The 18,658-nt window shown below is 54.3% G+C and carries 14 protein-coding genes; 6 read left to right on the top strand and 8 right to left on the bottom strand.

Features of this window, described 5'->3' with window-relative positions:
- Window positions 1-6,934: 6,934 nt before the first annotated feature.
- From ruvA to ACDI13_RS04560, 6 genes are all read right to left on the bottom strand, one after another.
- A complete protein-coding gene (gene ruvA, locus ACDI13_RS04585; RefSeq protein WP_316988566.1) occupies window positions 6,935-7,516 on the bottom strand; it encodes a Holliday junction branch migration protein RuvA in 582 nt (193 codons plus the stop codon).
- Between the two features lie 18 nt (window positions 7,517-7,534).
- A complete protein-coding gene (gene ruvC, locus ACDI13_RS04580; protein WP_316988565.1) occupies window positions 7,535-8,080 on the bottom strand; it encodes a crossover junction endodeoxyribonuclease RuvC in 546 nt (181 codons plus the stop codon).
- A gap of 1 nt (window position 8,081) precedes the next feature.
- Window positions 8,082-9,674, bottom strand: a complete 1,593-nt coding sequence (gene purH, locus ACDI13_RS04575) for a bifunctional phosphoribosylaminoimidazolecarboxamide formyltransferase/IMP cyclohydrolase (protein WP_316988564.1) — start codon at window positions 9,672-9,674, stop codon at window positions 8,082-8,084.
- Window positions 9,675-9,700: 26 nt separating this feature from the next.
- Window positions 9,701-9,940 (bottom strand): helix-turn-helix domain-containing protein, encoded by a 240-nt coding sequence (locus tag ACDI13_RS04570; RefSeq protein ID WP_003803089.1) that lies wholly within the window; start codon window positions 9,938-9,940, stop codon window positions 9,701-9,703.
- 54 nt (window positions 9,941-9,994) lie between these two features.
- Window positions 9,995-10,990 carry a tRNA dihydrouridine synthase DusB gene (gene dusB / locus ACDI13_RS04565; RefSeq protein ID WP_372372787.1) on the bottom strand — a complete coding sequence of 332 codons (996 nt, stop codon included), beginning with the start codon at window positions 10,988-10,990 and terminating at the stop codon, window positions 9,995-9,997.
- 95 nt (window positions 10,991-11,085) lie between these two features.
- Entirely contained in the window at window positions 11,086-12,246 is a 1,161-nt protein-coding gene (locus ACDI13_RS04560) for an FAD-dependent monooxygenase (protein ID WP_316988562.1), read from the bottom strand.
- Between the two features lie 126 nt (window positions 12,247-12,372).
- On the opposite strand from ACDI13_RS04560, the gene ACDI13_RS04555 reads away from it, so the two are divergent.
- From ACDI13_RS04555 to ACDI13_RS04540, 4 genes are all read left to right on the top strand, one after another.
- On the top strand, window positions 12,373-12,822 hold the full coding sequence (locus ACDI13_RS04555) for a hypothetical protein (RefSeq protein ID WP_316988561.1): 450 nt from the start codon (window positions 12,373-12,375) through the stop codon (window positions 12,820-12,822).
- Window positions 12,823-13,162: 340 nt separating this feature from the next.
- Window positions 13,163-13,498 (top strand): hypothetical protein, encoded by a 336-nt coding sequence (locus ACDI13_RS04550; protein WP_003803097.1) that lies wholly within the window; start codon window positions 13,163-13,165, stop codon window positions 13,496-13,498.
- Between the two features lie 30 nt (window positions 13,499-13,528).
- Window positions 13,529-14,383, top strand: coding sequence for a cytochrome c oxidase assembly protein (locus ACDI13_RS04545; protein ID WP_316988560.1), 855 nt, complete (start codon window positions 13,529-13,531; stop codon window positions 14,381-14,383).
- A 17-nt stretch (window positions 14,384-14,400) separates the two neighbouring features.
- Window positions 14,401-15,894 carry a M48 family metalloprotease gene (locus ACDI13_RS04540; protein WP_316988559.1) on the top strand — a complete coding sequence of 498 codons (1,494 nt, stop codon included), beginning with the start codon at window positions 14,401-14,403 and terminating at the stop codon, window positions 15,892-15,894.
- A gap of 28 nt (window positions 15,895-15,922) precedes the next feature.
- On the opposite strand, the gene ACDI13_RS04535 is transcribed toward ACDI13_RS04540, so the two are convergent.
- Together ACDI13_RS04535 and ACDI13_RS04530 are read right to left on the bottom strand one after the other, a co-directional pair.
- Window positions 15,923-17,068, bottom strand: a complete 1,146-nt coding sequence (locus tag ACDI13_RS04535; RefSeq protein ID WP_316988577.1) for an alpha/beta fold hydrolase — start codon at window positions 17,066-17,068, stop codon at window positions 15,923-15,925.
- 51 nt (window positions 17,069-17,119) lie between these two features.
- On the bottom strand, window positions 17,120-17,332 hold the full coding sequence (locus tag ACDI13_RS04530) for a zinc-finger domain-containing protein (protein WP_094197523.1): 213 nt from the start codon (window positions 17,330-17,332) through the stop codon (window positions 17,120-17,122).
- Between the two features lie 285 nt (window positions 17,333-17,617).
- Here ACDI13_RS04530 and ACDI13_RS04525 point away from each other — a divergent pair, with 285 nt between their 5' ends.
- On the top strand, window positions 17,618-18,304 hold the full coding sequence (locus ACDI13_RS04525; RefSeq protein ID WP_316988576.1) for an AzlC family ABC transporter permease: 687 nt from the start codon (window positions 17,618-17,620) through the stop codon (window positions 18,302-18,304).
- Entirely contained in the window at window positions 18,304-18,639 is a 336-nt protein-coding gene (locus tag ACDI13_RS04520; RefSeq protein ID WP_316988558.1) for an AzlD domain-containing protein, read from the top strand. The genes ACDI13_RS04525 and ACDI13_RS04520 overlap by 1 nt, the downstream gene beginning before the upstream one ends.
- Window positions 18,640-18,658: the final 19 nt, after the last annotated feature.

Raw genomic sequence — 18,658 nt, 5'->3', positions numbered from 1 at the left:
ACGAGCAAACGAGCAAACGAGCAAACGAGCAAACGAGCAAACGAGCAAACGAGCAAACGAGCAAACGAGCAAACGAGCAAACGAGCAAACGAGCAAACGAGCAAACGAGCAAACGAGCAAACGAGCAAACGAGCAAACGAGCAAACGAGCAAACGAGCAAACGAGCAAACGAGCAAACGAGCAAACGAGCAAACGAGCAAACGAGCAAACGAGCAAACGAGCAAACGAGCAAACGAGCAAACGAGCAAACGAGCAAACGAGCAAACGAGCAAACGAGCAAACGAGCAAACGAGCAAACGAGCAAACGAGCAAACGAGCAAACGAGCAAACGAGCAAACGAGCAAACGAGCAAACGAGCAAACGAGCAAACGAGCAAACGAGCAAACGAGCAAACGAGCAAACGAGCAAACGAGCAAACGAGCAAACGAGCAAACGAGCAAACGAGCAAACGAGCAAACGAGCAAACGAGCAAACGAGCAAACGAGCAAACGAGCAAACGAGCAAACGAGCAAACGAGCAAACGAGCAAACGAGCAAACGAGCAAACGAGCAAACGAGCAAACGAGCAAACGAGCAAACGAGCAAACGAGCAAACGAGCAAACGAGCAAACGAGCAAACGAGCAAACGAGCAAACGAGCAAACGAGCAAACGAGCAAACGAGCAAACGAGCAAACGAGCAAACGAGCAAACGAGCAAACGAGCAAACGAGCAAACGAGCAAACGAGCAAACGAGCAAACGAGCAAACGAGCAAACGAGCAAACGAGCAAACGAGCAAACGAGCAAACGAGCAAACGAGCAAACGAGCAAACGAGCAAACGAGCAAACGAGCAAACGAGCAAACGAGCAAACGAGCAAACGAGCAAACGAGCAAACGAGCAAACGAGCAAACGAGCAAACGAGCAAACGAGCAAACGAGCAAACGAGCAAACGAGCAAACGAGCAAACGAGCAAACGAGCAAACGAGCAAACGAGCAAACGAGCAAACGAGCAAACGAGCAAACGAGCAAACGAGCAAACGAGCAAACGAGCAAACGAGCAAACGAGCAAACGAGCAAACGAGCAAACGAGCAAACGAGCAAACGAGCAAACGAGCAAACGAGCAAACGAGCAAACGAGCAAACGAGCAAACGAGCAAACGAGCAAACGAGCAAACGAGCAAACGAGCAAACGAGCAAACGAGCAAACGAGCAAACGAGCAAACGAGCAAACGAGCAAACGAGCAAACGAGCAAACGAGCAAACGAGCAAACGAGCAAACGAGCAAACGAGCAAACGAGCAAACGAGCAAACGAGCAAACGAGCAAACGAGCAAACGAGCAAACGAGCAAACGAGCAAACGAGCAAACGAGCAAACGAGCAAACGAGCAAACGAGCAAACGAGCAAACGAGCAAACGAGCAAACGAGCAAACGAGCAAACGAGCAAACGAGCAAACGAGCAAACGAGCAAACGAGCAAACGAGCAAACGAGCAAACGAGCAAACGAGCAAACGAGCAAACGAGCAAACGAGCAAACGAGCAAACGAGCAAACGAGCAAACGAGCAAACGAGCAAACGAGCAAACGAGCAAACGAGCAAACGAGCAAACGAGCAAACGAGCAAACGAGCAAACGAGCAAACGAGCAAACGAGCAAACGAGCAAACGAGCAAACGAGCAAACGAGCAAACGAGCAAACGAGCAAACGAGCAAACGAGCAAACGAGCAAACGAGCAAACGAGCAAACGAGCAAACGAGCAAACGAGCAAACGAGCAAACGAGCAAACGAGCAAACGAGCAAACGAGCAAACGAGCAAACGAGCAAACGAGCAAACGAGCAAACGAGCAAACGAGCAAACGAGCAAACGAGCAAACGAGCAAACGAGCAAACGAGCAAACGAGCAAACGAGCAAACGAGCAAACGAGCAAACGAGCAAACGAGCAAACGAGCAAACGAGCAAACGAGCAAACGAGCAAACGAGCAAACGAGCAAACGAGCAAACGAGCAAACGAGCAAACGAGCAAACGAGCAAACGAGCAAACGAGCAAACGAGCAAACGAGCAAACGAGCAAACGAGCAAACGAGCAAACGAGCAAACGAGCAAACGAGCAAACGAGCAAACGAGCAAACGAGCAAACGAGCAAACGAGCAAACGAGCAAACGAGCAAACGAGCAAACGAGCAAACGAGCAAACGAGCAAACGAGCAAACGAGCAAACGAGCAAACGAGCAAACGAGCAAACGAGCAAACGAGCAAACGAGCAAACGAGCAAACGAGCAAACGAGCAAACGAGCAAACGAGCAAACGAGCAAACGAGCAAACGAGCAAACGAGCAAACGAGCAAACGAGCAAACGAGCAAACGAGCAAACGAGCAAACGAGCAAACGAGCAAACGAGCAAACGAGCAAACGAGCAAACGAGCAAACGAGCAAACGAGCAAACGAGCAAACGAGCAAACGAGCAAACGAGCAAACGAGCAAACGAGCAAACGAGCAAACGAGCAAACGAGCAAACGAGCAAACGAGCAAACGAGCAAACGAGCAAACGAGCAAACGAGCAAACGAGCAAACGAGCAAACGAGCAAACGAGCAAACGAGCAAACGAGCAAACGAGCAAACGAGCAAACGAGCAAACGAGCAAACGAGCAAACGAGCAAACGAGCAAACGAGCAAACGAGCAAACGAGCAAACGAGCAAACGAGCAAACGAGCAAACGAGCAAACGAGCAAACGAGCAAACGAGCAAACGAGCAAACGAGCAAACGAGCAAACGAGCAAACGAGCAAACGAGCAAACGAGCAAACGAGCAAACGAGCAAACGAGCAAACGAGCAAACGAGCAAACGAGCAAACGAGCAAACGAGCAAACGAGCAAACGAGCAAACGAGCAAACGAGCAAACGAGCAAACGAGCAAACGAGCAAACGAGCAAACGAGCAAACGAGCAAACGAGCAAACGAGCAAACGAGCAAACGAGCAAACGAGCAAACGAGCAAACGAGCAAACGAGCAAACGAGCAAACGAGCAAACGAGCAAACGAGCAAACGAGCAAACGAGCAAACGAGCAAACGAGCAAACGAGCAAACGAGCAAACGAGCAAACGAGCAAACGAGCAAACGAGCAAACGAGCAAACGAGCAAACGAGCAAACGAGCAAACGAGCAAACGAGCAAACGAGCAAACGAGCAAACGAGCAAACGAGCAAACGAGCAAACGAGCAAACGAGCAAACGAGCAAACGAGCAAACGAGCAAACGAGCAAACGAGCAAACGAGCAAACGAGCAAACGAGCAAACGAGCAAACGAGCAAACGAGCAAACGAGCAAACGAGCAAACGAGCAAACGAGCAAACGAGCAAACGAGCAAACGAGCAAACGAGCAAACGAGCAAACGAGCAAACGAGCAAACGAGCAAACGAGCAAACGAGCAAACGAGCAAACGAGCAAACGAGCAAACGAGCAAACGAGCAAACGAGCAAACGAGCAAACGAGCAAACGAGCAAACGAGCAAACGAGCAAACGAGCAAACGAGCAAACGAGCAAACGAGCAAACGAGCAAACGAGCAAACGAGCAAACGAGCAAACGAGCAAACGAGCAAACGAGCAAACGAGCAAACGAGCAAACGAGCAAACGAGCAAACGAGCAAACGAGCAAACGAGCAAACGAGCAAACGAGCAAACGAGCAAACGAGCAAACGAGCAAACGAGCAAACGAGCAAACGAGCAAACGAGCAAACGAGCAAACGAGCAAACGAGCAAACGAGCAAACGAGCAAACGAGCAAACGAGCAAACGAGCAAACGAGCAAACGAGCAAACGAGCAAACGAGCAAACGAGCAAACGAGCAAACGAGCAAACGAGCAAACGAGCAAACGAGCAAACGAGCAAACGAGCAAACGAGCAAACGAGCAAACGAGCAAACGAGCAAACGAGCAAACGAGCAAACGAGCAAACGAGCAAACGAGCAAACGAGCAAACGAGCAAACGAGCAAACGAGCAAACGAGCAAACGAGCAAACGAGCAAACGAGCAAACGAGCAAACGAGCAAACGAGCAAACGAGCAAACGAGCAAACGAGCAAACGAGCAAACGAGCAAACGAGCAAACGAGCAAACGAGCAAACGAGCAAACGAGCAAACGAGCAAACGAGCAAACGAGCAAACGAGCAAACGAGCAAACGAGCAAACGAGCAAACGAGCAAACGAGCAAACGAGCAAACGAGCAAACGAGCAAACGAGCAAACGAGCAAACGAGCAAACGAGCAAACGAGCAAACGAGCAAACGAGCAAACGAGCAAACGAGCAAACGAGCAAACGAGCAAACGAGCAAACGAGCAAACGAGCAAACGAGCAAACGAGCAAACGAGCAAACGAGCAAACGAGCAAACGAGCAAACGAGCAAACGAGCAAACGAGCAAACGAGCAAACGAGCAAACGAGCAAACGAGCAAACGAGCAAACGAGCAAACGAGCAAACGAGCAAACGAGCAAACGAGCAAACGAGCAAACGAGCAAACGAGCAAACGAGCAAACGAGCAAACGAGCAAACGAGCAAACGAGCAAACGAGCAAACGAGCAAACGAGCAAACGAGCAAACGAGCAAACGAGCAAACGAGCAAACGAGCAAACGAGCAAACGAGCAAACGAGCAAACGAGCAAACGAGCAAACGAGCAAACGAGCAAACGAGCAAACGAGCAAACGAGCAAACGAGCAAACGAGCAAACGAGCAAACGAGCAAACGAGCAAACGAGCAAACGAGCAAACGAGCAAACGAGCAAACGAGCAAACGAGCAAACGAGCAAACGAGCAAACGAGCAAACGAGCAAACGAGCAAACGAGCAAACGAGCAAACGAGCAAACGAGCAAACGAGCAAACGAGCAAACGAGCAAACGAGCAAACGAGCAAACGAGCAAACGAGCAAACGAGCAAACGAGCAAACGAGCAAACGAGCAAACGAGCAAACGAGCAAACGAGCAAACGAGCAAACGAGCAAACGAGCAAACGAGCAAACGAGCAAACGAGCAAACGAGCAAACGAGCAAACGAGCAAACGAGCAAACGAGCAAACGAGCAAACGAGCAAACGAGCAAACGAGCAAACGAGCAAACGAGCAAACGAGCAAACGAGCAAACGAGCAAACGAGCAAACGAGCAAACGAGCAAACGAGCAAACGAGCAAACGAGCAAACGAGCAAACGAGCAAACGAGCAAACGAGCAAACGAGCAAACGAGCAAACGAGCAAACGAGCAAACGAGCAAACGAGCAAACGAGCAAACGAGCAAACGAGCAAACGAGCAAACGAGCAAACGAGCAAACGAGCAAACGAGCAAACGAGCAAACGAGCAAACGAGCAAACGAGCAAACGAGCAAACGAGCAAACGAGCAAACGAGCAAACGAGCAAACGAGCAAACGAGCAAACGAGCAAACGAGCAAACGAGCAAACGAGCAAACGAGCAAACGAGCAAACGAGCAAACGAGCAAACGAGCAAACGAGCAAACGAGCAAACGAGCAAACGAGCAAACGAGCAAACGAGCAAACGAGCAAACGAGCAAACGAGCAAACGAGCAAACGAGCAAACGAGCAAACGAGCAAACGAGCAAACGAGCAAACGAGCAAACGAGCAAACGAGCAAACGAGCAAACGAGCAAACGAGCAAACGAGCAAACGAGCAAACGAGCAAACGAGCAAACGAGCAAACGAGCAAACGAGCAAACGAGCAAACGAGCAAACGAGCAAACGAGCAAACGAGCAAACGAGCAAACGAGCAAACGAGCAAACGAGCAAACGAGCAAACGAGCAAACGAGCAAACGAGCAAACGAGCAAACGAGCAAACGAGCAAACGAGCAAACGAGCAAACGAGCAAACGAGCAAACGAGCAAACGAGCAAACGAGCAAACGAGCAAACGAGCAAACGAGCAAACGAGCAAACGAGCAAACGAGCAAACGAGCAAACGAGCAAACGAGCAAACGAGCAAACGAGCAAACGAGCAAACGAGCAAACGAGCAAACGAGCAAACGAGCAAACGAGCAAACGAGCAAACGAGCAAACGAGCAAACGAGCAAACGAGCAAACGAGCAAACGAGCAAACGAGCAAACGAGCAAACGAGCAAACGAGCAAACGAGCAAACGAGCAAACGAGCAAACGAGCAAACGAGCAAACGAGCAAACGAGCAAACGAGCAAACGAGCAAACGAGCAAACGAGCAAACGAGCAAACGAGCAAACGAGCAAACGAGCAAACGAGCAAACGAGCAAACGAGCAAACGAGCAAACGAGCAAACGAGCAAACGAGCAAACGAGCAAACGAGCAAACGAGCAAACGAGCAAACGAGCAAACGAGCAAACGAGCAAACGAGCAAACGAGCAAACGAGCAAACGAGCAAACGAGCAAACGAGCAAACGAGCAAACGAGCAAACGAGCAAACGAGCAAACGAGCAAACGAGCAAACGAGCAAACGAGCAAACGAGCAAACGAGCAAACGAGCAAACGAGCAAACGAGCAAACGAGCAAACGAGCAAACGAGCAAACGAGCAAACGAGCAAACGAGCAAACGAGCAAACGAGCAAACGAGCAAACGAGCAAACGAGCAAACGAGCAAACGAGCAAACGAGCAAACGAGCAAACGAGCAAACGAGCAAACGAGCAAACGAGCAAACGAGCAAACGAGCAAACGAGCAAACGAGCAAACGAGCAAACGAGCAAACGAGCAAACGAGCAAACGAGCAAACGAGCAAACGAGCAAACGAGCAAACGAGCAAACGAGCAAACGAGCAAACGAGCAAACGAGCAAACGAGCAAACGAGCAAACGAGCAAACGAGCAAACCATAGGAAGCCAATAGGACAATTAGCCAGTAAATCATCACATCAATAAGAGTCACGGCGGATAAGCTGCCACATGGATAGATAAAAAAAACCGTGCCGTTCCTATGAACGGCACGGTTTTTTATACATAGCAGTGTCGTATCAAGCGCGTGATAGTGACTTCAATGCCTGTTTGATCCCTTCCGACACATCAATATCATCGGGCAAGGCCTTGACGGCAATACTGGCTTCCTTGTTGGAGTAGCCCAGGGCTTCCAAAGCGTGCAATACATCATCACGGCTATTGGGAGCGGCGCCAACTGTGCCACTGCTGCCCAGGTCTGCACCGAGTTTGCCGCGCAACTCCAGTAAAAGACGTTCGGCCGTTTTCTTGCCTATGCCAGGAATCTTCACCAGACGGGAAGTTTCCTGGCGAGTGATGGCATCGGCCAGTTCTTCGGCACTCATACCCGATAGCAAGGACAGGGCTGTGCGGGCGCCAATACCCGTGACTTTGATCAGTGCCTTGAAGGTGCTGCGCTCGTTCAGGCTGGAAAAACCAAACAGCACATGGGCATCTTCACGAATTGCCAGATGGGTGAACAGATTGACCTGTGCGCCCAGCTCCGGCATTTGGTAGAGCGTACTCATGGGTACATCGATTTCATAGCCGACCCCGCCCACATCCACACAGATGGTAGGAGGTTGTTTTTCGATCAAGGTACCCCGGATGCGACCTATCATGATGTTCCTTCTGGAGAGTTAACCCAAGATCCGGCCAGCGCGAATGCGACGGCGCGGCCCGGTAGTGATGGCTCCGCTTTTTTGCAGGCCGCCCACCACACTGCTGTGATGAGCATGGCTGATGGCGCAGGCCAGGGCATCGGCCGAGTCCGAGGCAGGCAGGCCGTTCAGTTGCAGGAGCCGCTGTACCATCAGCTGGATTTGTTCTTTGGCTGCATGGCCGCTGCCGGTGACGGTTTTCTTGATCTGCAAGGCGGTGTATTCATGGACATCCAGCCCGCCTACAGCCAACGCGCACAAGGCGGCGCCCCGTGCTTGCCCTAGTAAAAGGGTGGAGGCCGGGTTGCTGTTTACAAAGACTTTTTCGATGGCAGAGGTATCGGGCTTGCTTTGTTCAATCACTTCCGTGATGTGAGTCAGTATCAGCTTTAGCCGCTGTGCCAGAGGCAGATCAGGCGGGACCACAATGGTCCCGCTAGCCACATAGCGCAAGCTGGGCCCCTGGGCGTCGATCACTCCGAAACCAGTGCGACGCAAGCCAGGGTCTATGCCCAGGATTCGCATCTTAGTGACGGAAGTGGCGTGTGCCGGTCAAGACCATGGCAATACCACGCTCGTTGGCGGCGGCGATGACTTCGTCGTCACGCACGCTGCCGCCCGGTTGAATGACGCAGGTGGCACCGGCTTCGGCAACCACATCCAGACCATCACGGAAGGGGAAGAACGCGTCGGACGCGACAGCCGAACCTTGCAGGGTCAAGCCAGCATTTTCAGCCTTGATGGAGGCGATGCGGGCAGAGTCCACACGGCTCATCTGACCAGCGCCTACACCCAGCGTCATGCCTTGACCGCAGAACACGATCGCGTTGGATTTCACGTACTTGGCCACGTTCCAGGCAAACAGCATGTCTTGCATTTGCTGGGGGCTGGGTTGGACTTGCGTCACGACCTTGAAGCCTTCGGTGTTGTCGCGGAAGGTATCGGGCGTTTGCACCAACCAGCCGCCACCCACACGTTTCACATCAAAAGCGTTGTGAGCCTGACCAGGCTGAATGCTCAGCACGCGCACGTTCTTTTTCGCAGCAAACACGTCCAGAGCACCTGGAGTGTAGGAAGGTGCCAGCAGCACTTCCACAAACTGGCTGCTGATAGCCTGGGCAGCGGCTTCGTCCACTTCGCGGTTGAAGGCAATAATGCCGCCAAAGGCTGACGTTGGGTCGGTTTGGAAGGCTTTGCGGTAGGACTGCTCGGCGGTTTCGCCCAGGGCAACACCGCAAGGGTTGGCGTGCTTGACGATGACGCAAGCGCCCGCATCAAAGCTGCGCACACATTCCCAAGCGGCATCGGCGTCAGCAATATTGTTGTAGGACAGTTCCTTGCCCTGCAGTTGCTTGTAACGACCCAGCAAACCTTCGCCAATGGTGCCGTCTGTGTAGAAAGCCGCGCTTTGGTGCGGGTTCTCGCCGTAGCGCAGAGTCTGTTCCTGTTTGAGCTGAATGGTCAGCACATTGGGCCAGGTGTTCACTTCGGGGGCGCTGTCCTGGGCAGGCTCGGCCTGAGCCAGGCTGGTGAGGTAAGCCGCAATAGCACCGTCGTAAGCGGCGGTGTGGGCGTAGACTTTGGCAGCCAGTTCCAGACGCAGGCCGTAAGAGGGGTGTCCGGCAGGGCCGTCCATATCCGCCAGTACGCGTTCGTAATCGACAGGGTCAATGACGACACAGGCGCCGCCTTCAGGCGTGCCGTGGTTTTTGGCAGCAGCGCGCAGCATGGCAGGGCCACCAATATCAATGTTCTCTACCGCATCGGCAAAGGTGCAACCCGGCTTGGCAATGGTTTCACGGAAAGGGTAGAGGTTGACGACCAGCAGATCGATACGGTCAATACCGTGCTCTTCCATAGTCTTCAAGTGTTCGGCGCTGTCGCGACGCGCCAGCAGGCCACCGTGAATTTTTGGATGCAGTGTTTTGACACGGCCATCCAGAATTTCTGGAGAGCCGGTGTGCTGGGCCACTTCGGTAACGGTCAGGCCAGCCTGGGCCAACAGCTTGGCCGTGCCGCCAGTGGACAGAAGCCGCACTCCGCGCTGGGCGAGTGCTTGTGCAAATTCGACAATACCGGTTTTGTCGGAGACAGAGAGAAGAGCTGTCTGGATTTTCATGGAAGGTGAGACGTGAGAGTTAGGAATCAGGGTTGCAGATTGTGGGCGCTGAGCTTTTTACGCAAGGTACTACGCGTGATGCCCAGCATTTCTGCGGCCTTGGATTGGTTGCCCGCGGATTTCTCCAGGGCAACTTGCAGCACAGGCCGTTCCACGCAGGAGATGACCATCGACAACAGATCGCGTGGCTCGGATTCGCCCAGGTCGGCGAAGTAGCGTTCGAGGCGTTCACGTACGGACTGTTCTAGTGGGTTGGTCGTTGACATTTTTTTCTGAAGGTATACGTAGTACTTAAATACAAAAGAGCCACATGCTGTCTTTTATTGCAGGTAGGGCTGGTCCAGGTCGCATTCTTGAAACCAGTGAGTAATGGCTTCTAATTGATCTGCGCAGTTGTCGATACGATTAATCTGATCCAGCCAGTGTCGGGAGTCCGGCATATCCGACAAATACCAGCCTATATGCTTGCGGGCAGTACGTACTCCAGTGTGCTGCCCGTAGAAAACGTAGTGGTCTTGCAGGTGTTCGATCATGCAATCGCGCAGCTCGCCAAAGGTGGGGGCTGCGCGATGTTCGCCATGTTCGAGGTAATGCAGGATTTCCCGGAAAATCCAGGGTCGCCCTTGCGCAGCTCGACCGATCATGACGGCATCCGCTCCGGTGTACTCTAGTACGAATTTTGCCTTTTCGGGACTATCGATATCCCCATTGGCGATGACCGGAATAGAGAGACTGTTTTTGACTTCGCGTATGGTGTCGTATTCGGCGTGGCCCTGGTAGAAGTCGCAGCGGGTGCGGCCATGCAGGGTCAAAGCGGCGATGCCGATATCTTCGGCCAAGTGGGCAATACGGACAGCATTGCGCGATTGCGCATCCCAGCCGGTGCGGGTCTTGAGTGTAACCGGAACCTGGTAGGGAGTACATGCCTTGACAACGTGCTCCAGGATTTCAATGATGCGTGGCTCGTCACGCAAGAGGGCGGAACCCGAGGCGACGTTACACACTTTTTTGGCCGGGCATCCCATATTGATATCAATGATGCGAGCGCCTTTGCTGATATTGAACACGGCGGCTTCGGCCATCATTTCAGGGTCGGAACCGGCAATCTGTACAGCAACCGGATCAGCCTCACCCTCGTGATTCAGACGGCGTGCTGTTTTTACGCTGTCCCATAAGCGTTTGTTGCTGGCGGCCATTTCCGAGACGGCATAACCGGCACCCAGCGTCTTGCACAGACGACGATAAGGTCTGTCTGTGACTCCAGCCATGGGGGCAATGAAAATAGGGTTGGGAAGGGTCCAGGGGCCGATACGCATGGGGAAGATTTTAACCCTGCGGCACGGCTTCGTGGGCAAGGACTTGCAAGAAGAAAAGGACAGGCCCCAAATTGGGGCCGTTGTGAGTGGTGGGTCTAGGCACGCATCCCTTGCAGTAGCTGTCGGGCAAAGGGCTGACGGGCGAACGGCAGGGTGTCCATGGCCAACAGTCCTAGACCACAAGCGTGCTGGATCAAAGGGTTTTTGGTCGCAAACAGGCGTGGCAAGGTGTCGGTAATGGCGGCGGTCAACCAGCGATCGGGGCGACGAAGACGGACGTAACGTGCCAAAAAAGGATCGGGGTTCTGGCTGCAATCTGCTTGCCAGGCGGCCAGGCATTGTGACAATTGTGCGACATCACGCAGGCCCAGGTTAAGACCCTGGCCGGCAACCGGGTGCAAGGTCTGAGCGGCATTGCCGACTGCCAGCAGGCGCTCGGACAAGCGGCTGGGGCCCGCGTGAAAGGCAAGCGGGAAGATATGGCGCTTGGAGACCAGCTCCAGATGTCCCAGGCGCTCTCCAAAGGCTTGCCGCATGGCGGCCTGAAATTCTTCGACAGGCAGTTCGGCCAGAAATTGGCTGCGTTCTGGGCTGTTACACCAGACGATGGCGTACAGGTCTGGGGCGTCAGGGTGGGGCAGGGCTGCAAAGGGGCCGTGTTCGGTAAAGCGTTCGTAGGCCCAGCCGGTTTGAGGCTGGCTGGCGCGCACCGTCGTCAACAGGGCGTACTGGTCGTAATCGCGTCGCATGCCGCTCGGGCGGACGCCATCGCACTGTACGGCAATCAAGGCGGTGGCCTGGCCCGCATCGTGGTCGACCAGAATCTGCCTGGGGGCGGAGTGGGTACGGGCTTGCTGGGCGGGTAGCAGCGTGACGCCGCTGTCTCGGAGCCGGGCATGCAAGGCCCAGAGCAAATCATCGTAATGAACCACAGCACCCAGGTCAGGTACGCCCAGCTCATCGGCCTGGATCAGGCAGCGACCCAGTCGTCCCTTTTGGGAAACATGCACGGTACGCATCAGGGCGGCGCGCTCGGGCCAGGCTTTGAGCTGATTCAAAATCAGGCGGCGGCTGCCGTGATTCAGGGCCAGGGTGCGTGGATCGCCCTGGGCATGTTCGGTACTGGCCAGATTGAAGTTTTTCCCCAGAACGGCAATGCGTGACGGGCTTGGGTGCTGGGCAGCCAGCATTAGCGCCAAAGATGCGCCTACGGGACCGGCGCCACAAATGGCGATGTCGTAGTCGGTGGCATTCATGGGGGACCTCATGACGGCAAGGAAGTAATTCAGGTATTGTACGGGAAGGTGGCTGTCAAATTGGCGTTAAGCAAAGGACAGCCGTGCGCAATGGCTGGCAGCACAAGCCCGGATTGGATGCCCTGCATGTCTCAGCAGACGTTGTCATTTGTACAGACCAAACCTTTTCGCCATAAAGTCACCGCCGCGTGGCTGTCTCTTTTATTAGGGATGGTGGGCGCACAGCACCGCTATCTGGGCAGACGCTTTTGGTATGTCCCTTTGGTGTTTACCAGCTTGGCCATTCTGGGAACGCTGGTGTTTCAGCAGGGGCTGGATTCGTTATTCCCCAATTTGCTGATCTTGCCGGTCAGTGCCGGGATTATCGAGGCCGTGATTCTGGCGCTGCGTAGCCCCGAAAAATTTGACGCGCTCTACAACCCCCAAAGCGAGCAACACAATCAGCATGGCTGGCCCAGCGTCCTGACAGCGGTGATCTCGACGGTTGCCTTTGCCAATATCAGCCTGTTCTGGCTGGTACACATCATCATGGCCTTTTATCGCTACATGGGCTGGCTGGATCTGTCTGTGTATTAAACACGTCAAGTGCCTTGTAAAGTAAAGGTTTTTCACAGACCTGCCCTTGTGGCAAGGGCTTGTGCACGTTACAATACGAGTTCTTTGGTTTTATAGGAGCTGTGTGGTGAATCCCGACCCCGGCGACAGTGCTAGTCGATCTATGTTCGACCTATCCATGTCCAGGCGCGTTCAGGCCCGCTGATTCCTTCACAGCTTGCCGCGTCCTGGAATTTTCAGGGCGTGGTGTCTCAGGCGGCTGTTCTGCTGCCTTACATTCCCCGCCATTTCATTCTCTGGAAAGCCCTTGGCTTTCTGAATCCTGATGTGTTGCAACTTTAATGTGCAATAGGGGGAATGTATGCGTATTTTCGATCTCTTTTTGCGCCGTGCCGGCATCCAGGCGTCTGCCCTGCGTGCTCGTGCCCCTTTGTCCGTCTCCCGTTTGACGGTTGTCTGCCCTCGTGGCGATCTGGCCCAGATCCGACGTCGTATTTACTCGGACCTGAATACCGCGGGTATCCGCGTGGCCAATGTGCAGGTAGACCATTCCGATACGCACGATACGGCGTGCGTGACCTTGACCTGCCCGCCTGAGCTGCGTGCAGAGCTGATGCAGCGTGCCCGGCTGATTCGGGATTATCCCGGTGTGCTGAATGTGAAGTGGGCAGGACGGGAGCGTATTGCTATAAACTAAACCGCAACTGGATTTGCGGATGGCGCTGCTATGTCCTTGCTCGACTGGCTGACTCCTTGGGAGTTTTCTCCTGTTCTGCTATTGACCTTCTTGCTGGTCATCGTTTTGTACGTCCGGGGGCGGCAAGTACACCGCCCCAACCTTTTGCGCCAGTCCTTCTTCTGGATTGGCCTGATTCTTCTCTATCTTTCCCTGCACACGCGCCTGGACTATTACGCCGAGCGCATGTTCTTCATTCATCGGGCTCAGCATTTGATCTTGCATCATCTGGGCCCCTTGTTCCTGATGGGAGCCTACCCCGGCCAGACCCTGCGCGCCGGCCTGCCTTTAAGCTGGCGTCGTGCTTTGGCTCTATGGCTGCGCAGACCCAGTGGCCGACGTGTTCAGGCTGTCCTGACCAATCCGATACTGGTCGCCTTTCTGTTTGTTTTCCTGGTCCTGATCTGGATGCTGCCCACGGTGCAGTTTTACTCCATGCTGGACTGGCGTTTGTACCGTTTGATGAACTGGTCTGTGGTCATCAGCGGGATCATGTATTGGAATCTGATCCTGGATCGCCGACCTTCGCCACCCGCCCGGCTGTCGGTGGGTGGGCGTATACTTTCGCCGGTGATTACGATGGTGCCACAAATGGTTGTGGGTGCCATCATCACGTTTACCGAATACGACCTTTACCCAATTTTTGATTTATGTGGCCGTGCCATTGCGGGCATGGACGCACTGGATGATCAGGTCATGGGTGGGCTGATCATGTGGGTGCTGGCCGGTCTGGTGGAGGTGTTTGGCCTTTTGTATGCCTTGGGCACCTTGATGCGCCTGTCCGCGAGTCACCGTTTGCCAGAATCTCGCAGGCGGACAAACGCTATGATGGTCAGGGCCAATTGATTTTGTCGGGAGTATCCATGCAGTTTAAACCCGCCCGTTCCGCGCTTTCTTTGTGTCTGGCACTGTCGCTGACGTTCAGTTCAGTGATACCTGTACAGGCGCAGCCTATAGGCATTCCTTCCATGGGGGCGGCCTCTGGCGCCGAATTGTCTCCGGCTTTGGAGCGGACCTTGGGCAATGCCATCATGGAGCAGGGCAGGCGCTCGCCCGAGTATGTGTCGGACCCGGATATCAATCAGTATCTGACGGATATGGGCCGCAGGCTGGCTCAGTATGGTCCTGCCATGGAGCAGCCCGTAACCGTGTTTGTCTTGCGGGATAACAGTATCAACGCTTTTGCTTTGCCTGGTGGTTATATTGGTATTCATAGCGGCTTGTTTACGGCGTCACAGTCTGAGTCCGAACTGGCTTCGGTGTTGGCTCACGAGATTGCCCACGTGGCGCAACGTCACGTGGCTCGCGGTATTACGCAAAGTGCGCAAAGCAACCACTTGCTCATCGCCGCCCTGGCCGGTGCCTTGCTGGGTGCCCTGGCTGGCAGCGGTGATCTGGCGATGGGGGCGGCCGCCTTTGGACAAGCGGCAGCGGTGGATCGTCAGTTGGGATTTTCGCGTCAGGCCGAGCAAGAGGCTGACCGGGTTGGTTTCGAGATGCTGCTCAAGGCAGGCTACGAACCTCAGGGTATGGTGCAGATGTTTCAGCGTCTGGCTGCGGCCTCACGCTTGAATGAGCGTGCGACAGCCAATGAGTACGCCAGCACGCACCCCATGTCCCAGCAGCGTGAATCGGACATCAGCAACCGGGTGCGTGGTCTGCCAGCCAGCAATTATCAGGATACGACCTCGTTCTGGTATATCCGTGCGAAGTTGATGGTGATGCAGGCCGGGGGCGGGCAGTCCTTGCGTGCACTGGAACAGGCTTTGCAAAGCACGAACCAGTCGCAAAGCGATCTGGAGCGTTCAGCGGCTCAGTATGGTCTGGCCTATATTGCACAAGGCCGTCAGGATTATGAGCAAGCGCGTGCGCATTTGGCCGAGGCACGGGCGCAGGGCCAGTTCCAGGCCCCTGAGCTGGATACCTTGGGTATTCGCATTGCGATCGCCGATCGTGATGTGCAAGGGGCGCTGAACTTAGCGAAACAAGCCTGGCAGCGATGGCCCAAGAGCCAAGGGGTGGCCCTGGCTTATGTGCAGGTCTTGCAACAACTGGGACAGAATGATCAGGCACAGGCTTTCTTGGTGGATCGCATCAAGCAATGGCCTGATGAGCCGCAACTGCATCAGTTGCTGGCTAAAACCTATGATCGTTTGGGTGATGGCGTTAAGGCTCGTCGTGCCATGGCTCAATATTACGAACTAGTCGGGGCATTGCCTACTGCGGTGGAACAACTACAGCAGGCGCGTAATTTGACCCAGGATTTCTATCAGCAATCTGAACTGGATACGCAGATTCGCCAATTGCGTGAGCGTGTTGAAAGTGAGCGTGTCTTGCTGGAGCGTTTTCGCTCCTGAGGAGCCCGCAGGCCCGCTTTAACCAGTCTTAGCTATTGGTTTCAAAAAAGCGGGCAAGTCTTGCGGGTAACCATCCCATATTGCCGGGAATACTGCCCGTAATGAATCCGACGTGCCCACCTTCGGCTGGTTGGTGCAGCAAAATAGAATCCGAGCAATCCTGAATAGTGGGCAAGCTGGCATGCGGCACGAAAGGATCGTTGCGGGCATTTAAAACCAAGGTGGGGATTTTGATATTGCGCAGTAAGGGTTTACTGGACGCGCGTGTCCAGTAGTCCAGCGCATGGCTGAAACCGTGCATGGGCGCGGTGTAAATATCGTCAAAGTCGCGTATGGTGCGGGCCTGGCTCAAGCGGGCAGTATCGACCATGCCAGGAAAGCGATGGGCCTTGTCTTGCAGTTTGCGGCGCATGCTTTTCAGAAAGTAGGGCGAGTAGAACCAGCGACCCATTCGGGATTCGGACAGGTAGCGGCCGCAAGCAACCAGATCCAGTGGCACTGAAATCGAGGCACAGGCTTGCAGCCAGGAGACCTCATCACCCGCTTCCCCCAAATATTTGAGCATGGCATTGCCGCCCAGCGAGGTGCCGGCTACGTGCCAGCGCACATGGGGCAGATGGCCTCGAACGGTATTTAAGATAAAGCTGATTTCTTCCGAATCGCCCGAATAATAGGCGCGCGCCATGCGATTTGGAAAGCCAGAGCAACCCCGGAAATGGGCAACAACTACAATCCAGCCGCGCGCACGGAAGTACTGTGCAATGGCCTGGATGTAATGGCTGCGGCTGCTGCCTTCCAGCCCGTGAAACAGAACCAGGGCATGGGTATCGGCCATGCTGGGCAGGCTGTCCCAATCCTGGGGCTGCATCCAGCGACGGGCGGCGGTGCGGGATAGGTGGGCGTCGGGTTGGGCGGTGGTGCCGTTGGCCAGCTTGTCGGCAAACAGGCCAGGCCCGGTCCAGTCCAGGTCCAGGAAGTCGCCATCGGGCGTATCAAGCCTTTGACGGACAAAGGCGATGTGGTGATGGCGGGCAAAAAATGCCCCGTGGATAGTTTGAAGGTGTCCGCCAGGCAGCCAGGCGGGCAGAGGGCAGGCGCTGGAGTCCAGACGAGCAACTACATCGGCATGACGCCAAGGGTGCGCGTCTGCTCCGGGTACGGAGCCCGACTCTATCGCATTGTCAGAGGGGGGGGCAGAGGAGTCCAACGAAGCCAGATTCAAAAATTAATGACCGTGAACCTTCTCGCCTTCTTTCAGGCGGTAGCGGGCACCACAGTATGGACAAGCGGCTTCGCCAGTTTTGCTGATATCGATGAATACGCGAGGGTGCATATTCCATAGCGTGCTGCCAGGACGAGGGCAGTGTACGGGCAGATCGTCAGCTCCGACCATGATCAGTTCGTGATCTGCTTTTTTAGGTTCGATAGCGGCGCTCATAAGGTTCCTGATAACAATGAGAGGGTAACAATACCGTACACGTAACGGCGATACTGAGCCTTACGTGCGTAGACGGATGATTGTAGCAAGACCCGGCCTGTTTTTTCTTGACCATATTAATAGAGCAAGATGTTCGGGGCCGTCTTTTGCTTCTAGAATAAGGAAAATCACAAAGCAAAGCTGCCTCCACTGTTTTCCGCTTGCGGGCAGCACATCTCAGGAGACGGCGTGTCAGCCATCACAAGATTATCGACCTTGTTGCCTAGTGCACAGGATCGTGTACACATGCGCGCTGGTTTTATCGACTTTATTCCCGCTTTGATAGCCACGGTAGTCTGGGGCTTTGTGACAGGTGTGGCGATGGTCAAGTCCGGTTTGAGCGGGTTTGAAGCCACCTTGATGACCTTGTTTGTATATGCCGGCTCGGCGCAGTTGACGGCGCTACCGCTGATCGAGTCCCACGCACCCTTGTGGCTGATTTTCACTGCCGGCTTTATCGTCAATATCCGTTTCATTATTTTTGGAGCGGCCTTGCAGCCCTTTTTCCGTCATCTGAGCTGGAAAAAACGCCTGGGTCTGGGCTACATCACCAGTGACATGGTGTTTGTTCTGTTTATGTCCAAGTATGGCGATTCCAAAGAGCGTGGCTCGCGTGAGCATCTTTGGTATTACCTGGGTATCATTTTGCCTGGTTGGCTAAGCTGGCAGATTGCGTCCTTGTCGGGCATTGTGCTCAGTGCTTATGTACCGCCTTCCTGGTCGCTGGAGTTTGCGGCCATTCTGGCCTTGCTGGCGCTGTTGATTCCCCTGGTCAACAACCGTGCCATGTGGGCCTGTTTGATTACGGCCAGTGTGATTGCGTGGGCTGGACAGGCGCTGCCCTTGCGTTTGGGGTTGGTGGCTGCGGTGCTTGGTGGAGTGTTGGCGGGCGTGGCGGCAGAACAACTGCAACGGCATAGGGATGCACGGTGATGAGCGATTGGCAGTATGATTGGTACGTTTTGGGTGCAATTGCCTTGTTGGTGTTGTGCAGCGTGCTCACCCGCACAGGCTATTTCATGTTTGGTGATTTGCTACCCCTGACTGAACGTATGCGGCGCGCCTTGCGCTTTGCTCCGGTGGCTGCTCTGGCAGCAATCATCATCCCGGAACTTTTGCCTTGGGCTTACGGCGACACCCCTCGACTGGATATTAAAGCCTTGGCCAGCCTGGTGGCTGTGCTGGTGTTTATCCGTACCCGTAACGCTGTTTGGGTAATCGTGGCCGGGATGGTGGCGTTCTGGCTGATACGTGCCGTGATGCCCTGAAATCCTGACGCGAGTACTT

It is taken from the genome of Alcaligenes faecalis (assembly GCF_041521385.1).
Taxonomy (GTDB): domain Bacteria; phylum Pseudomonadota; class Gammaproteobacteria; order Burkholderiales; family Burkholderiaceae_B; genus Alcaligenes; species Alcaligenes faecalis_E.
Note: the sequence above shows the minus strand (reverse complement) of the source record. Positions and strands in the feature narration are given on the sequence as shown.

What these genes read in the sequence shown, in the direction of transcription:
- ruvA (WP_316988566.1), bottom strand. Translation starts at nt 7,516, where the DNA reads ATGATAGGTCGCATCCGGGGTACCTTGATCGAAAAACAACCTCCTACC.
- ruvC (WP_316988565.1), bottom strand. Translation starts at nt 8,080, where the DNA reads ATGCGAATCCTGGGCATAGACCCTGGCTTGCGTCGCACTGGTTTCGGA.
- purH (WP_316988564.1), bottom strand. Translation starts at nt 9,674, where the DNA reads ATGAAAATCCAGACAGCTCTTCTCTCTGTCTCCGACAAAACCGGTATT.
- ACDI13_RS04570 (WP_003803089.1), bottom strand. Translation starts at nt 9,940, where the DNA reads ATGTCAACGACCAACCCACTAGAACAGTCCGTACGTGAACGCCTCGAA.
- dusB (WP_372372787.1), bottom strand. Translation starts at nt 10,990, where the DNA reads ATGCGTATCGGCCCCTGGACCCTTCCCAACCCTATTTTCATTGCCCCC.
- ACDI13_RS04560 (WP_316988562.1), bottom strand. Translation starts at nt 12,246, where the DNA reads ATGAATGCCACCGACTACGACATCGCCATTTGTGGCGCCGGTCCCGTA.
- ACDI13_RS04555 (WP_316988561.1), top strand. Translation starts at nt 12,373, where the DNA reads ATGTCTCAGCAGACGTTGTCATTTGTACAGACCAAACCTTTTCGCCAT.
- ACDI13_RS04550 (WP_003803097.1), top strand. Translation starts at nt 13,163, where the DNA reads ATGCGTATTTTCGATCTCTTTTTGCGCCGTGCCGGCATCCAGGCGTCT.
- ACDI13_RS04545 (WP_316988560.1), top strand. Translation starts at nt 13,529, where the DNA reads ATGTCCTTGCTCGACTGGCTGACTCCTTGGGAGTTTTCTCCTGTTCTG.
- ACDI13_RS04540 (WP_316988559.1), top strand. Translation starts at nt 14,401, where the DNA reads ATGCAGTTTAAACCCGCCCGTTCCGCGCTTTCTTTGTGTCTGGCACTG.
- ACDI13_RS04530 (WP_094197523.1), bottom strand. Translation starts at nt 17,332, where the DNA reads ATGAGCGCCGCTATCGAACCTAAAAAAGCAGATCACGAACTGATCATG.
- ACDI13_RS04525 (WP_316988576.1), top strand. Translation starts at nt 17,618, where the DNA reads ATGCGCGCTGGTTTTATCGACTTTATTCCCGCTTTGATAGCCACGGTA.
- ACDI13_RS04520 (WP_316988558.1), top strand. Translation starts at nt 18,304, where the DNA reads ATGAGCGATTGGCAGTATGATTGGTACGTTTTGGGTGCAATTGCCTTG.